Origin of the sequence: Nocardia sp. XZ_19_385, from assembly GCF_015355755.1 — a bacterium.
GTDB lineage: Bacteria > Actinomycetota > Actinomycetes > Mycobacteriales > Mycobacteriaceae > Nocardia.
On the sequence record NZ_JACVEE010000001.1, the window covers coordinates 2,330,937 to 2,346,224 of the forward strand.

Below are 15,288 nucleotides of genomic sequence, written 5' to 3' on the forward strand. Positions count from 1 at the left end.
ACTTCGGCCGGCCACCCAAAGGTGACCGGCCGAAATGCTCTGTGCGTGAAACGAATCAGTACCGGTAGTGCTCGGGCTTGTACGGCCCTTCGACATCGACGCCGATGTACTCCGCCTGATCCTTGCTGAGCTTGGTCAGCGTGCCGCCGAGCGCCTCGACGTGGATCTTGGCGACCTTCTCATCGAGGGCCTTGGGCAGGCGGTAGACCTCGTTGTCGTACTCCTCCGGCTTGGTCCACAGTTCGATCTGCGCGATGACCTGGTTGGAGAAGCTGTTCGACATCACGAACGACGGGTGGCCGGTGGCGTTGCCCAGGTTCAGCAGGCGGCCCTCCGACAGCACGATGATCGCCTTGCCGGACTCCTTGAAGGTCCACTCGTCGACCTGCGGCTTGATGTTGATCCGGGTCGCGCCGGAGCGCTCCAGCCCGGCCATATCGATCTCGTTGTCGAAGTGACCGATATTGCCGAGGATCGAGTGATCCTTCATCGCCTTCATGTGATCGAGGGTGATGATGTCCTTGTTGCCGGTCGAGGTGATGACGATGTCGGCATCGCCGATCGCCTGCTCGACGGTGACCACGTCGTAGCCGTCCATCAGCGCCTGCAGCGCGTTGATCGGGTCGATCTCGGTGACCTGCACCCGGGCGCCCTGGCCCGCAAGCGATTCCGCGCAGCCCTTGCCGACGTCGCCGTAACCGCAGATGAGCACCTTCTTGCCGCCGATGAGGACGTCGGTGCCGCGGTTGATGCCGTCGATCAGCGAGTGCCGGGTGCCGTACTTGTTGTCGAACTTCGACTTGGTGACCGAGTCGTTGACGTTGATGGCCGGGAACACCAGCTCACCCGCGGCCGCGAACTGGTACAGCCGCAGCACGCCGGTGGTGGTCTCCTCGGTGACGCCCTTGACGCTCTCGGCGACCTTGGTCCACTTGGACTTGTCGGCTTCGAGGCTGGTGCGCAGCAGGTTCAGGAACACCTTGTACTCGGCCGAGTGACTCTCGTCGTCGGGCGGGACCACGCCGGCCTTCTCGAACTGCGCGCCGCGCAGCACCAGCATGGTGGCGTCGCCGCCGTCGTCGAGGATCATGTTGGCCGGTTCCTCCGGCCAGGTGAGCATCTGCTCGGCGGCCCACCAGTACTCCTCCAGGCTCTCGCCCTTCCAGGCGAAAACCGGGACGCCCTTGGGCTCCTCGACGGTGCCGTGCGGCCCGACGACGATGGCCGCGGCGGCATGGTCCTGGGTGGAGAAGATGTTGCACGAAGCCCAGCGAACCTGCGCGCCGAGCGCGACCAGGGTCTCGATGAGCACCGCGGTCTGCACCGTCATGTGCAGCGAGCCGGAGACACGCGCGCCCTTGAGCGGCTGCACGTCGTGGTACTCGCGGCGCAGCGCCATCAGGCCCGGCATCTCGTGTTCCGCGAGCCGGATCTCCTTGCGGCCGAACTCGGCCAGCGACAGATCGGCCACTTTGTAATCGATGCCGTTGCGCACATCGGCGGTAAGTTCTGAGGTCGTCATCAGCCTCTCCTGGTCGACAGTTCCGCGACCAAGGCTAGTCGGAGACGACGCGCACGGGTTACGCGGTCGCCTCCTTCGCCGCGAGCATGCGGCGGCGCTTGCGTGGCTGGATGTTGGCGCGGCTGATATCGCCGTCGTAGTGCGCGATAACGCGCTGGTCCATCACCGCCCGCCACAGCGGCGGGATGGCCGCGAACACGATCATCGAGGCGTATCCGGCGGGCAGTTGCGGAGCCTGCATAGAGCTGCGCAGGGTTTGGTAGCGGCGGCCCGGGTTGGCGTGGTGGTCGCTGTGCCGCTGCAGGTGGAACAGGAAGATGTTGGTGACGAGGCGGTCGCTGTTCCAGCTGTCGCGCGCGGAGCAGCGCGCGTAGTTCCCGTTGGGCCGCCGCTCGCGTAGTAGCCCGTAATGCTCGACGTAGTTCACGGTTTCCAGCAGCGCCGCCCCGATCACCGCCTGTAGCAACAGGTATGGCAGCGCGCCGATGCCGAAGACCGCGACCAGGCCGCCGAACAGCACGATCGACATCGACCAGGCCTGCAGGATGTGGTTGTGCGGGCTCCACCAGCGCTTGCCCTTGCGCGCCAGGCGCTCGCGTTCCAGCCCGATGGCCGAGCGGAAACCGCCGATCACGCTGCGCGGCAGGAACTCCCACAGGGATTCGCCTAGTCGTCCACTGGCCGGGTCCTCCGGTGTCGCGACCCGGACGTGGTGGCCGCGGTTGTGCTCCACGAAGAAGTGGCCGTAGCAGGACTGCGCGAGCGCGACTTTCGCCAGCCAGCGCTCCAGATGCTCCACCCGGTGCCCGAGCTCGTGCGCGGCGTTGATGCCGATGCCGCTGACGAAACCGAGAGTCGCCGCGAGGCCGAGCTTGTCGAGGACGCTGAGGTCATTGCCGGCCCACATGAAACAGGCGATGCCCAGACCGGCCAACTGGATCGGCAGGAAAAGGTAAGTGCACCAACGGTAGTAGCGGTCGTTGGACAACAGTTCGTAGTCCTCGTCACGCGGGTTGCTGCCGTCCTCGCCCACCAGCCAATCCAGGATCGGGATGACGATGAGCACGATGATCGGCCCGATCCACCAGAACACCGGTTGCCCGGTGTGAAGCACCAGCTGGGAGGGCAGGAGAGCGCAAGAGGGAGCGATCAGGCCGAGAACCCACAGATGGCGTTTGGGATCGGGAGACCCCGCAGGTTTGCCAGCCGATTGCACGTTTGCCCCGCTAAATAAGAACCCTAACTCCGACGCATGAGAATACTTACAGACTTTACGTCCGTTACAGCGACCCTGAGCGGGGAAACGTGGCAGCAGTTACAACCATGGCAGTCGGTATTTCCGTGAACTCACATGTGACGGGGGTCACCGCACACGTCGAGCAAACCAAGGGTGCCCTGACTTGAAAGTCCTTGCGGGAGAGGCCGGGACCAGCGCCGATCGAGCCGGCGGGCCGCCGCGACCCACGCATCGCAGGCCGCGGCCATTGGGGTCCGCAGGGGCGCCGAGCGCCTCTCGCCCGGTGGTTTACCGGGGTGCGCGGGGACCGATCGGCTCCTCGAATCCCGGAGCAACAGCCCGGCATCGGGGCCGATGCCGTCTGCAACGATTTGGTATCAACATGTTTCGGCCGGGGTTCCGGCGCACCGCGAGACAGCCGATCAGCGCAGCAGCACTTCGGCATTCGGCGGCAGCGCGTCGACCGGCCACCAGCGCAGATCCGTCGACTCGTGGCTGCGTACCGGCACCGCGCCCGCCGGAGCGGTGATCCGGAACAGCAGATCCAGGTGCCGCGTCGGCACACCCAGCGAGCAGGTGATCGGATGCGCCTGCACGCCATACAGTTCCGGATCCAGGACCAAGCCCTCGATCCCGGACTCCTCGGTCGCCTCACGCAGTGCGGCGTCGGCGACGGTCTCGTCGCTCTCCTCGCAGTGCCCGCCGAGCTGGATCCAGAGTCCGACTCGGGGGTGCAGCGTCAGCAGCACCTCGCGACCGTCGTGGGAGTAGACCACCGCGGACGCGGTGATGTGCCCGGCGGCATGCTCGCGCAGGCACCCCCGCGGCGCGGAGCCCAGGAAGGCGAGCACGGCCTCCCGCAGCGAGCGCTCGGGACCCGTTGCGGGGTTCCAGGTTTCGAGCAGCTTGGTGGCCGAGGCATGCAGCGACTCAGCGGTCATCGGAGTCCTGCACTCTCACAATTCGACAAGGCTCGAACCCGGGCCGGGCACCGGACGCGGCGCGAGATCCGCCGGCGGATGACCGATCGCGATGGCGCCCAACGGGTTCCAGTCGGCGTCCAGCCCGAGCACCGCACGGGTGACCTCCGGGGCGAAGATGGTCGACCCGATCCAGCAGCTGCCGATGCCCTCGGTGGCCAGGGCCACCAGCAGACCCTGCACCGCGGCGCCGACCGCGACGGTGAACATGGTCTTCTCGGCGGCGCGGCGGCGCTCGTCGGGATAGTCGTGCGCGCCGTCGGGGACGCAGAACGGGATGATCACCTCGGGGGCGTCGAAAAGGATGCGGCCCCGGGCGACTCGGCGCTCCACACTCTCGGGGGTGCGGCCGTCGCCACCGAGATCGGTGCGCCACTTGTCCGCCATCGCCTCGAGCAACGCGGCGCGGCGGGCCGGATCACGCAGCCAGACGAAGCGGACCGGACGGGTGTGATGCGGAGCGGGTGCGGTCAGCGCCACACCCACCGCGGCCCGGATGCGTTCCGGATCGACCGGAGTATCGGCGAATTGGCGCACCGAGCGGCGCAACAGGATCGCCTCGCGCCGGCCCTGCTCGATGGCCTCGGCGGTGCCGAGCCAGAACAGATCGTCGGTGCCGCCGCGCAGCAGGTCCCGCGCGCTCGACCCGTCGTCGGTGACCGGCAGCCCGCGCACCACCGCGACCGGCAACCCGCCGAGCTTGCCCTTGACCAGATCCGCGGCGGCGGCGAGCTCGTCGGCCAGCGCGATCTGGGTGACCTGCAGTTCGTTGCCCTGCGCGTCGACCGCCCCCGCGTAGTCGTGCAGCACCCGCAGACCGGCCGCGCCGATGGCGGCGTCGGTCTGGCCGTTGCGCCAGGCCCGGCCCATGGTGTCGGTGATGACGACGGCGACGGTCACGCCGAGCTTTTCGGCGAGCGCGGAGCGCAGCGCCTTGGCACTGGCGTCGGGGTCGGCGGGCAGCAGCACCAATTCGCCCTGCTCCACATTGGAGCCGTCGACGCCGGAGGCCGCCTGCACGATGCCCAGCTTGTTCTCGGTGATCAGGGTGCGGCCCTTGCGCGCGAGCACCCGTACCGCTTCCTGATCGACCAGCGCCCGGCGTGCGGTGTCGCGTTCCTCCGGATCCAGGGGCGCGGCGACGATCCGCCCCTCGGCCTTGGCCACGATCTTGCTGGTGACCACGAGGATGTCGCCGTCTGCCAGCCACGGCGCGCATTCGGCGATGTGTGCGGCCAGGTCGTCGCCGGGCCGGAATTCGGGCAAACCGGTGATCGGCAGAATCGTCAGCTCGGTCGCGGCATGATCAACGATCGGATTCACCACTTCACCTCCGCGAGATCCAATGCCTCCCGGACGATTTCAGCGGTCGTCGGCGGGTCGGTCATGAGCAGCGGTACGCTGCGCACCTCGACACCGGGCACGTCGGCGGTGTCGGTGGTGTGGATCAGCCAGCCGTCCAGGATGCCGGTGGCCGAGCGGGCGCCGTAGTGGCGGCCGATCGCCTCGGCGGTGGTTTCCACGCCGATCACCGACAGGCATTCGTCGGCCATGCCGCGCAACGGCTTGCCGTCGATCACTCCGGACACCCCGATCACCTTCGCCTCGGTGGTGCGCAGCGCGCCCCGGATTCCGGGCACGGCGAGGATGGAACCGATGCTGACAACGGGGTTCGACGGGGCCAAAATAACGGCATCGGCCCCCGCTATGATCTCCGTCACATTTGGTGCCGGTTTTGCTTCATCTGCCCCGATTGTGGCAAATCCGTGTGTTTCGAGGTTGGCTCGATAGCGCACCCACCACTCCTGGAAATGGATCGCGCGACGTTCGCCAGGGTTCTCCGGATCGCTCACAACGACATGCGTTTCACATCGATCGTCGGTTGCCGGGATGAGTTTGACGCCGGGCTGCCACCGGTTACACAGCGCTTCGGTAACCGCCGAAAGCGGGTATCCGGCACGCAACATTTCAGTTCGAATCAAGTGCGTGGCGATATCCCGATCGCCGAGGCCGAACCAATCCGGCTGCGCGTTGTATTTCGCCAGCTCTTCCTTGGCGTGCCAGGTTTCGCCCACCCGGCCCCAGCCACGCTCGGTATCGATGCCCGCACCCAGCGTGTACATGCAGGTATCGAGGTCGGGGCAGATTCGGAGGCCGTGCATCCAGACGTCGTCGCCGACGTTCACGATCGCCGAGACATCGGCGTCGGGCAGCAGTTCCCGGACACCTTGCAGGAAGCGCGCGCCACCTACCCCACCGACCAGGACGGCGATCTTCGGCGCGCGCACCGCGGCGCCGTCCGCTTGTTGTGCAGTCACATCCGCACAGCCTAGGCGTAACCGACGCGCCCGACCGCAACAACGCATTTGCTATCCATTTGCTATGGCAGACACCAAGATCAGGACGGAAAACGGCGGCGGATAGTAACGGAATAGCGTCGGCGGCTTGACCATCGACACGTCCGGCGTGTCTAATCACAGTCATGTCATTCCGGGTTCGCGCGAGACCTCAAGGCGCGGACAGCTTTTCGAACGCATGTTCGCACCGGAATGACGAGCTCGGGGATGTCCGCGGGACAACGTCGCGGGGTAGTGCCGTCGGTGTGCGTGTTGGTCCGACGGAAAGAATCATTCTGCGCTAACACACAGTGAGGAGGCGGAGCGATGGCCGACGATATGGTCACGCCAACCGATTCCACAGCAGGCGCAGCACGTGGCGTCTGCGCAGACATCGGCGGCAATCAATACCAGGTGGGTGATGAGCTCTCGCACCCCGAGGTCGTCCCAGCACCCCGGCTGAGCCTGATCGTCACGGGCTTCGACGAGATGTTCGAAACAATCGAAGAACAGTGGCAAGAGCGTGCCCTGTGCGCGCAGACCGATCCGGAGGCGTTCTTCCCCGAGAAGGGCGGCTCGACCCGCGAGGCGAAACGGATCTGCATGGGCTGCGAGGTTCGTGACGAGTGCCTGGAGTACGCACTCGCCCACGACGAACGCTTCGGTATCTGGGGCGGTCTCTCCGAGCGGGAGCGCCGCCGACTCAAACGCGGCATCGGATAGACCCGCAGTACCGATTTCTCTGACAGCGCAGACTCGCGCCGGCCTCACTACCGAGGTCGGCGCGAGTTTGCCTGAGTACCCCAGTAAGTTTCTCTCTATGGCACGCTCCCGCAACCGACGACCCCCGACCGCCCGGTCGGTGATCCGCCGCGGCCGTGGGGTGCGCGGGCCCATGCTTCCCCCGACCGTGCCGGCTTGGCGTACCCGCGGCCAGCAGTTCGACCGGCTCGTCCTGGAGGCGTTCGCCCCCCTGGACGGCCGCTGGCACGACCGCCTCACCAAACTCGACATCGCGGTCGACGATGTGCCGAAAATCCGTCCGCTGCACCCGGATTCGGTCACCTGGCCGGACGAGGTGGTGGCCGACGGGCCGGTGCCGCTGTCCCGGTTGATCCCCGCCGGGGTGGATCGGCACGGCGCCGCCACCCGGGCCCGGGTCGTGCTCTTCCGCAAACCCCTGGAACTGCGGGCGGGTGACCCGGACGATCTCGTCGACCTGCTGCGCGAGGTGCTGGTGCAGCAGATCGCCACCTACCTGGGCGTCGACCCCGAGATCATCGATCCCGAATAGCCCGAATCGGGTGATCTAGAGCGTGTCTGAGCCCGCGAAAGCGCCAGGGGGGTTACTCTTCTCGGCGTGATCCCCATGCGTCGTTGTTGCCGACCAGGCTGCAAGAATCCGGCCGTCGCGACGCTCACCTATGTGTACTCCGACTCCACGGCAGTCGTCGGCCCGCTGGCCACCGTCGCCGAACCGCACTCCTGGGATCTGTGTGAAACCCACGGATCCCGGATCACCGCCCCCAAGGGGTGGGAGCTGGTCCGGCACGAAGGCGGATTCTCTTCCAGCACACCGGATGACGACGATCTGACCGCGTTGGCCGAGGCAGTGCGCGAGGCCGGTCTACGCCGCCGTCCGCCCGAGCCGGCAGCCGATCGCGGCTACCGCGACTACGCCTCTCCCCCGCCGCCACGCACCGCCCGCACCGGCCGTCGCGGTCACCTACGTGTTCTCCCGGACCCGCCCAGCTGAAAACCCGCATCGCCGTGCCGCGGGGACCACGCGTTGCTGCGCCCAACTCCGCCCAGCTGAAAACCCGCATCGCCGTGCCGCGGGGACCACGCGTTGCTGCGCCCAACTCCGCCCAGCTGAGTTCCGGTGTGCCTGTGCACACTAGGGTGGTGCGCATGACAGTCGCCCGCTCTGCCGAGTCCGTGAACGCGGTCATCAAGGCCTACGACGTCCGCGGTGTTGTCGGAGAACAGATCGACGCGCAATTCGTCGGCGATGTCGGCGCCGCCTTCGCGCGCCTGATGCGCGACGAGGGCGCGACCCGCGTGACCATCGGCCACGACATGCGTGAATCCTCCCCCGGCCTGGCCGCCGCGTTCGCCGACGGGGTACTCGCTCAGGGCCTGGATGTGGTGCACATCGGCCTGGCTTCCACCGACCAGCTCTACTTCTCCTCCGGCAACCTCGGCTGCCCCGGGGCCATGTTCACCGCGAGCCACAATCCGGCCAAGTACAACGGCATCAAGCTGTGCCGCGCCAACGCGCTGCCGGTCGGCCAGGACACCGGTCTGGCGACGATCGCCGCCGAGGTGACCACCGGGGTGCCCACCTTCGACGGCGCCCGCGGCACCGCCACCGAAGTCGACCTGCTGACCGCCTACGCGACCTATCTGCGCAGCCTGGTCGAGCTGGACGACATCCGCCCTCTCACCATCGCGGTGGACGCGGGCAACGGCATGGGCGGGCACACCGTCCCCGAGGTGCTGGGCACGCTGTCACAGCTGAAGGTCGTGCCGCTCTACTTCGAGCTGGACGGCTCCTTCCCCAACCACGAGGCCAACCCGCTCGATCCCAAGAACCTGGTCGATCTGCAGGACCTGGTGCGCAAGTCCGGCGCCGATATCGGACTGGCGTTCGATGGCGACGCCGACCGCTGCTTCGTCGTCGACGAGAAGGGCGACCCGATTTCGCCCTCCGCGATCACGGCGCTGGTCGCGGAGCGTGAGCTCACCAAGGAGCCCGGTGCGGTGATCATCCACAACCTGATCACCTCGCACGCGGTGCCCGAGCTGGTGACCAGCCTGGGCGGCACGCCGGTGCGCACCCGCGTCGGGCACTCCTTCATCAAGCAGGAAATGGCCTCCACCGGTGCGGTTTTCGGTGGTGAGCACTCCGCGCACTACTACTTCCGCGACTTCTGGGGCGCCGACTCCGGCATGCTCGCGGCGCTGCACGTGCTGGCCGCGCTCGGCGAATCCGACCGGCCGATCTCCGAGCTCATGGCCTCCTATGAAACATATGCGGGCTCCGGGGAGATCAACTCGACAGTGGCGGACGCGAAGGAGCGGACGCTGGCTGTGCTGGAAGCGTTCGGTGATCGTGCGAAAGCGGTGGACCGGCTCGACGGCGTGACCGTCCAGCTCCCCGACGACGCCTGGTTCAACCTGCGCGCATCGAATACCGAACCGTTGCTCCGGCTCAACGTCGAAGCCCGATCGCCGGAAGAAGTAGACCAGCTTGTGACGGAGATTCTGAGCATCGTCCGCTCCTGACTGGAATAGTGGAATCACAGCAGCGCGATGAGGGGAGGTGGGACGCCCGATGATCGCTGGAACACCGGTGCTCGACCTCGACGATGCCGCTTCGCTCGAGGCCGCCGATACCGGCGGGGCCCTGCGCTCGGCCGCTTCCGGCGGCGCGCAGGTTCGTGCGACCGCGGCAGCCGTCGGTGAGGATGTGCTCGCTCGCCTCACCGGCTTACGACCTCGCAGCGTGGTGCTGGTCTGTGGTCCCGGCCGGGCCGCGCGCGCCGCGAACCTGCTGATCGCCGCCCTCGGCGACCGCGCCAGTCTGCCCATCGTCTCCGCGGCCACGCTGCCGCCCTGGGTGGGCCCGCTCGACGTGGTGCTGGTGGCCGGTGACGACGCGGGTGATCCGCGCCTGATCGATTCGGTGGACCGGGCCGTGCACCGCGGCGCCGAAGTCATCGTCGCCGCGCCGCTGGAGGGCCCGCTGCGGGCCGCCGCGGCCGGCCGCGCCGCAATTCTGGAGCCGCGGGTCCAGGTGCTCGCGCACAACCGCATGCTGCGCTTCCTGGCCGCCGGTATCGCCGTGCTGCGCCTGGTCGACCCGACCCGCACCGCCAACGCCGTGCCCGACCTCACCGCGCTCGCCGACGTGCTGGACGCCGAGGCGTTGCGCGACGGGCCGCACAGCGACGTCTTCCACAATCCGGCCAAGACCCTCGCCGCGCGTATGCAGCAGCGCGGGATCGTGCTGGCCGGTGATTCCCCCGCCGCGGCCCAATTGGCCGAGCACGGCGCCGAGGTGCTGTTGCAGTCCGCTGGGCGGGTGGCCGCCGGGGTGGATCTGGCCGAAGCCGTTGCCGCGCAACCGCACATCGCCGCCGCCGCGGGCAGCACCTCCCCCGATTTCGATCCGCTGTTCCACGACGAGGAACTCGACGGTCCCGTAGCGGTGGAGCGCGTCCGGGTATTCGTGCTCAGCGCCGACCCCGACCAGGCCGCCGCGCGGCGCCGGATCGCGGTCTTCGGCGGCGGATCGGGTCTGGTGGACGCCGACCTGGTCAGCGCCGATGTCGACCTGCTGCAGGCCACGCTGGCCGACCCGAGCGTGCCGGCCGCGGCCAAGATCGACGACCCGGCCGCGCGGCGGCCCGGCAGCTCGGGCCACGGCACCGAACTCGAACAACTCGCGATCCTCGCACTGCGCCTGGAGATGGCCGCGGCCTATCTGCGGCTGGTCGGCAGCAGTGCCCCGGCGAACACCGACGGCGAGCATTTCGACGGGGGACGCTACTAGTGCACGAACTCGTTGGTGCACTTCGTTCCTACGCTTGGGGTTCGCGCACCGCACTGGCGCAACTGTGCGGCCGACCGGTTCCGTCTGCGCATCCCGAAGCCGAACTGTGGTTCGGCGCGCACCCCGCCGATCCGGCACACGTGCGACTCGGGCACGGCACCCGCTCGCTGCTGGATTTCCTGGCCGCCGACCCGGGCCGGGAACTCGGTTCGGCCGCACCGGAATTCGGCGGCAAGCTGCCGTTCCTGCTGAAGATCTTGGCCGCGGAGGAACCGCTGTCGCTGCAGGCGCATCCGAGCATGGAGCAGGCCAAGGTCGGCTGGGAGCGGGAGAACCGCGCACGGGTGCCGCTGGATTCGCCGATGCGCAACTACCGCGACGACAACCACAAGCCCGAACTGGTGGTGGCGCTGGACCGATTCGAGGCCCTCGCCGGGTTCCGCGATCCGCGCCGCACCGTCGCGCTGCTCCGCGCCCTCGACGTGCCCGGCCTCATGCCGTTCGCGGATCTCCTTGCGGCGCAACCGGATTCCGCTGGGCTGCGCACGTTGTTCACGACCTGGATCACGCTGCCGCAGAACGCGCTCGAATCGCTGCTGCCCGCGGTACTCGACGGCTGCGTGCGCTACCTGCACGGCCGGGGCGAGCGGCTCTTCATTCCCGAGGTGCAGACCGCGCTGGAACTCGCCGAGGCCTACCCCGGTGACGCGGGGGTGCTGGCCGCACTGCTGCTGAACCGGCTCACCCTGGAGCCCGGGCAGGGCCTGTTCCTGGCGGCCGGCAACCTGCATGCCTACCTGCGCGGGGTCGGCGTGGAGATCATGGCCAACTCCGACAATGTGCTGCGCGGCGGCCTCACGCCGAAGCATGTCGATGTGCCGGAGCTGTTGCGGGTCTTGGACTTCGAGCCGATCGACCTGCCGGTGGTGCTGCCGGAGTACGCGCCCGACGGGTCGTTGCGCTACCGCACGCCCGCCCCGGAATTCGCGCTGCGCCGCGTCGACCTGCAACCCGGCGCCGAGGTACCGCTGACGGCGGCCGGGCCGGGCATCGTGCTGTGCACGGCCGGCACCGTTCTGCTGCGCCAGGACGGCGACGAACTGTTGCTTCAACGTGGATCCGCGGCCTGGATCTCCGCCTCCGACAAGGAAATTCACGCCTGCGCGATCGACGGCGAGGCCCAGGTGTTCTGCGCGTGTGTCGGCGGAGACTCGACGTCGTACTGACGCACCTCGGCCGCTTTTCCCGCAGACACGCTAAGTTATCCGGGATCGGGTGAGACGGAGAGGGGCATTCCAGACATGTCTGCTGGTGGTGGCAAGAAGGCGATTATCGCCGCGTTGACAGCCAACGCGGGTATCGCCGTGGCGAAGTTCATCGGTGCGGCGATCACCGGTTCGGCCTCGATGCTGGCCGAGGCGGTGCACTCGGTGGCCGACACCTCCAACCAGGGTCTGCTGCTGCTCGGACAGCGCAAAGCCGAGAAGGAAGCCGACGAGCTGCATCAGTTCGGTTATGGCCGCAGCCGATACTTCTACTCCTTCGTGGTCGCCCTGGTGCTGTTCACCATCGGCTCGATCTACGCGATCTACGAGGGCATCCACAAGATTCAGCATCCGGAGCCGCTGTCCACGGCGATCGTCGCGGTCGTGATCCTGGTGATCGCCATCGGCCTGGAGACCTACAGCTTCCGGACCGCGATCAAGGAATCCCGCCCGTTCAAGGGCAACGCGACCTGGTGGCGGTTCATCCGCACCTCGCGCAGCCCCGAGCTGCCGGTCGTCCTGCTGGAGGACCTGGGCGCGCTGGTCGGTCTGATGCTGGCGCTCGGCGGCGTCGGCCTGACCATGCTGACCGGCAATGCGATCTGGGACGGCATCGGCACCCTGGCGATCGGCCTGTTGCTGGGTGTCATCGCGATCATCCTGATCATCGAGATGCACAGCCTGCTGATCGGCGAGGGTGCCACGGCCGCCGAGGACAAGCTGATCAAGGAGAACCTGGTCGACGGCACCCAGATCACCAGTCTCATCCACGTCAAGACGCAGTACATCGGCCCGGAGGAGATCCTGGTCGCGGCGAAGGTCGCCATCGCCCCCGGCCTCGAGATCGCCGAGATCGCCACCGCCATCGACGAAGCCGAGGCGCGCGTGCGCGCCGCCGTTCCGGCCGCCCGGATGATCTACCTGGAGCCGGACCTGTACCGCGCGGATCACGTCTAGCAGCAGGTGTGTCGGCGGCCGGTTCGGACCGGCCGCCGGTAGTTTGGCGGCATGTCAGCCGGCAGCAGCAGGACAGCGATCTTCGCGGCGCTGGGCGCGAACGCCGGGATCACCGTGGCGAAGTTCGCGGGCGCCCTCATCACCGGATCCTCGTCGATGATGGCCGAGGCGATCCATTCGGTCGCCGACACCGGTAATCAGGGTCTGCTGCTGATCGGGCAGAAGCGCTCCGAGCACGAGGCCGACGCGAAGCACCCCTTCGGCTACGGGCGCAACCGCTACTTCTACGCGTTCGTGGTGGCGCTGGTGCTGTTCACCCTCGGCTCGCTCACCGCGATCCATGACGGGTTCAACAAGATTCGCGATCCGGAGCACCTGGAGAAGCCGATCGTGGCGATCGTCATCCTCGTGGTCGCACTGTGCCTGGAAACCTTCAGCCTGCGCACCGGCATGCGGGAATCCCGCAGCCTCAAGGGCCGTGGCAGCTGGTGGCAGTTCATCCGCGACTCCCGCAATCCCGAACTGCCCGTGGTGCTGCTGGAGGACAGCGGGGCCCTGATCGGCCTGACCTTCGCCTTCGCCGGCGTCGGCCTGACCATGCTGACCGGCAACCCGATCTGGGACGGCATCGGCACCCTGGCCATCGGCATCCTGCTCGGTGTCATCGCCGTCATCCTGATCGTGGAGATGAAGAGCCTGCTCATCGGCGAGGGCGCCACCCCGGCGGAGGACGCCGCGATCCGGGCGCACCTGGTCGACGGCAACCGCATCGATCAGGTGCTGCGCTTGCGGACCGAATACCTCGCGCCGGATCAGCTCATGGTGGCCGCGAAGATCCGGATGACGCCGTTCCTGGATGTCACCGAGGTCGCGGACGCGATCAACGACGCCGAGGACCGGGTGCGCATGGCTGTGCCGAACGTCGACGTGGTCTATCTGGAGCCGGAGATCTACCGCCCGAAGCCGCTCCCGAGCTAGCGCTCCAGCAGCTCCAACGGGCTTGTGCGGATACCGAATTCGCGCCGCAGCACATGCCGGGCGGCATGCATTCCGTTCATGCCGTGCACACCCGGTCCGGGCGGGGTCGACGCGGAGCACATGTAGACGCCGGGAATTGCTGTGGCATAGGGATTCCAGCGGGCGATCGGCCGGAAAGCCGTCTGGCGCAGGTTCATCGCCCCCGCCGAGATGTCGCCGCCGAAGTAGTTGGCATTGTGCGCCGGGAGCTCGGCGGCGGTCCACACGTGCTTGGCCAGGATGAGATCGGAGAAACCGGGGGCGAAGCGTTCCACCTGGGCGACAACCTGATCGCTGATGTCGCGGGTGGAGCCGTTCGGGACGTGCGCGTAGGTGTAGAAGGTGTGCCCGCCCGCCGGGGCGCGGGTGTCGTCGACAACCCCGGGCTGGATGGCCAGCACGTAGGGCCGTTCGGCGTGCCGGCCCGCGGCGACGGCGGCTTCGGCGGTCATAATTTCCTCGCGAGTGCCGGCCAGGTGCAGGGTGCCCGCGAGCTCACACCCGTTGGCGCGCCACGGAACCGGACCCGAGAGCGCGAAATCGACCTTGCATGCCGCGCCGCCGTAGCGGACCCGGCCGAGCTGATTCGCATACCGCTGCGGCAGCCGATCCCCGCCGATACGCAGGAGTTCCGCCGGGGAGGTGTCGAGGATTACCGCACGGGCGGTACCGAATTCGGCGAGCGAGTCGACCCGCTGACCGGTGTAGACCTTGCGGCCGAGACGTTCGAGTTCGGTGATGAGCGCGTTCGGGATGGCTTGACTGCCGCCCCGCGGCAGGACCCAGCCGCCCGCGTAGGCGAGCGTGCCGAGCAGCAGGCCCGCGCCCACGGCGGGGAGTGCGCGTGGCTGCGTAATCGCGTGCGCGGCAACGCCGCTCAGCAGCGCCGGCGCGACGTCATCCTGAAAACGCTTGTTCCACAGGGGAGATCCCTGTTCGAGCAGGCGCAGGCCGAAGCGCGCGGCGGTGGCCAGACCGGCGGGTGGACGGCGCAGATCCGACATCGCGACATCGACGACGCCCTGCCAGTCCCGCACCAGCGGTTCGAACAGGCCGCGCCACGCGGCGCCGTCGCGGCCGAGCCCGGCCACGGTTCGATCGAGATCGCGCCAGGCCAACCCGGCGCGGCCACCGTCGAGCGGATGCGCGAAAGACACCTCGGGCGTGAGCAGATCGACGCCGTGCGCCTTCAGGTCGAACGCGCGAAAGAACGGGGAGGCCAACGCCATCGGATGCGCACCGGCGCACACGTCGTGGTGATAGCCGGGCAGGGTGAGCTCGTCGGTGCGGCAACCGCCACCGGCGGTGGGCTGGGCCTCGAAGACCTCCACCGAGAGACCTGCCCGCGCCAGAATCACCGCCGCGGCTAGTCCGTTGGGTCCGGAACCGACCACTGCGACATCAGCCATAACCCCA

General features: G+C 68.0%; 14 protein-coding genes. 8 read left to right on the forward strand and 6 right to left on the reverse strand.

Annotated features, from left to right (window positions below):
* Window positions 1-55: 55 nt before the first annotated feature.
* The 5 genes from ahcY to cofD all read right to left on the reverse strand — a co-directional run bounded on the left by ahcY (window position 56) and on the right by cofD (window position 6,057).
* Complete coding sequence (gene ahcY, locus IBX22_RS11035; protein ID WP_194815185.1) at window positions 56-1,522, reverse strand: adenosylhomocysteinase; 1,467 nt, start codon at window positions 1,520-1,522, stop codon at window positions 56-58.
* Between the two features lie 58 nt (window positions 1,523-1,580).
* On the reverse strand, window positions 1,581-2,738 hold the full coding sequence (locus tag IBX22_RS11040) for an alkane 1-monooxygenase (RefSeq protein WP_194815186.1): 1,158 nt from the start codon (window positions 2,736-2,738) through the stop codon (window positions 1,581-1,583).
* A gap of 443 nt (window positions 2,739-3,181) precedes the next feature.
* Window positions 3,182-3,700, reverse strand: coding sequence for an NUDIX hydrolase (locus IBX22_RS11045; RefSeq protein ID WP_194815187.1), 519 nt, complete (start codon window positions 3,698-3,700; stop codon window positions 3,182-3,184).
* Between the two features lie 15 nt (window positions 3,701-3,715).
* Window positions 3,716-5,062, reverse strand: a complete 1,347-nt coding sequence (locus tag IBX22_RS11050) for a coenzyme F420-0:L-glutamate ligase (RefSeq protein WP_194815188.1) — start codon at window positions 5,060-5,062, stop codon at window positions 3,716-3,718.
* A complete protein-coding gene (gene cofD / locus IBX22_RS11055) occupies window positions 5,059-6,057 on the reverse strand; it encodes a 2-phospho-L-lactate transferase (protein WP_309234532.1) in 999 nt (332 codons plus the stop codon). The genes IBX22_RS11050 and cofD overlap by 4 nt, the downstream gene beginning before the upstream one ends.
* Window positions 6,058-6,564: 507 nt before the next feature.
* Between cofD and IBX22_RS11060 the strand changes: the two genes are divergently transcribed.
* From IBX22_RS11060 to IBX22_RS11095, 8 genes are all read left to right on the forward strand, one after another.
* Window positions 6,565-6,798 carry a WhiB family transcriptional regulator gene (locus IBX22_RS11060; RefSeq protein WP_194815746.1) on the forward strand — a complete coding sequence of 78 codons (234 nt, stop codon included), beginning with the start codon at window positions 6,565-6,567 and terminating at the stop codon, window positions 6,796-6,798.
* 97 nt (window positions 6,799-6,895) lie between these two features.
* Entirely contained in the window at window positions 6,896-7,369 is a 474-nt protein-coding gene (locus IBX22_RS11065) for a metallopeptidase family protein (RefSeq protein WP_194815190.1), read from the forward strand.
* A 75-nt stretch (window positions 7,370-7,444) separates the two neighbouring features.
* A complete protein-coding gene (locus IBX22_RS11070; protein ID WP_228538736.1) occupies window positions 7,445-7,831 on the forward strand; it encodes a DUF3499 domain-containing protein in 387 nt (128 codons plus the stop codon).
* A 155-nt stretch (window positions 7,832-7,986) separates the two neighbouring features.
* Window positions 7,987-9,363 carry a phosphomannomutase/phosphoglucomutase gene (locus IBX22_RS11075; RefSeq protein ID WP_194815192.1) on the forward strand — a complete coding sequence of 459 codons (1,377 nt, stop codon included), beginning with the start codon at window positions 7,987-7,989 and terminating at the stop codon, window positions 9,361-9,363.
* 49 nt (window positions 9,364-9,412) lie between these two features.
* Window positions 9,413-10,633, forward strand: a complete 1,221-nt coding sequence (locus IBX22_RS11080; protein WP_194815193.1) for a tobH protein — start codon at window positions 9,413-9,415, stop codon at window positions 10,631-10,633.
* The gene (manA, locus tag IBX22_RS11085) at window positions 10,633-11,859 is read left to right on the forward strand and encodes a mannose-6-phosphate isomerase, class I (RefSeq protein WP_194815194.1); all 1,227 of its coding nucleotides are present in this window, start codon (window positions 10,633-10,635) and stop codon (window positions 11,857-11,859) included. The genes IBX22_RS11080 and manA overlap by 1 nt, the downstream gene beginning before the upstream one ends.
* Before the next feature lie 75 nt (window positions 11,860-11,934).
* Window positions 11,935-12,855, forward strand: a complete 921-nt coding sequence (locus IBX22_RS11090; protein ID WP_194815195.1) for a cation diffusion facilitator family transporter — start codon at window positions 11,935-11,937, stop codon at window positions 12,853-12,855.
* A 51-nt stretch (window positions 12,856-12,906) separates the two neighbouring features.
* Entirely contained in the window at window positions 12,907-13,833 is a 927-nt protein-coding gene (locus IBX22_RS11095) for a cation diffusion facilitator family transporter (RefSeq protein WP_194815196.1), read from the forward strand.
* On the opposite strand, the gene IBX22_RS11100 is transcribed toward IBX22_RS11095, so the two are convergent.
* Window positions 13,830-15,281 carry an NAD(P)/FAD-dependent oxidoreductase gene (locus tag IBX22_RS11100; RefSeq protein WP_194815197.1) on the reverse strand — a complete coding sequence of 484 codons (1,452 nt, stop codon included), beginning with the start codon at window positions 15,279-15,281 and terminating at the stop codon, window positions 13,830-13,832. The genes IBX22_RS11095 and IBX22_RS11100 overlap by 4 nt on opposite strands.
* Window positions 15,282-15,288: the final 7 nt, after the last annotated feature.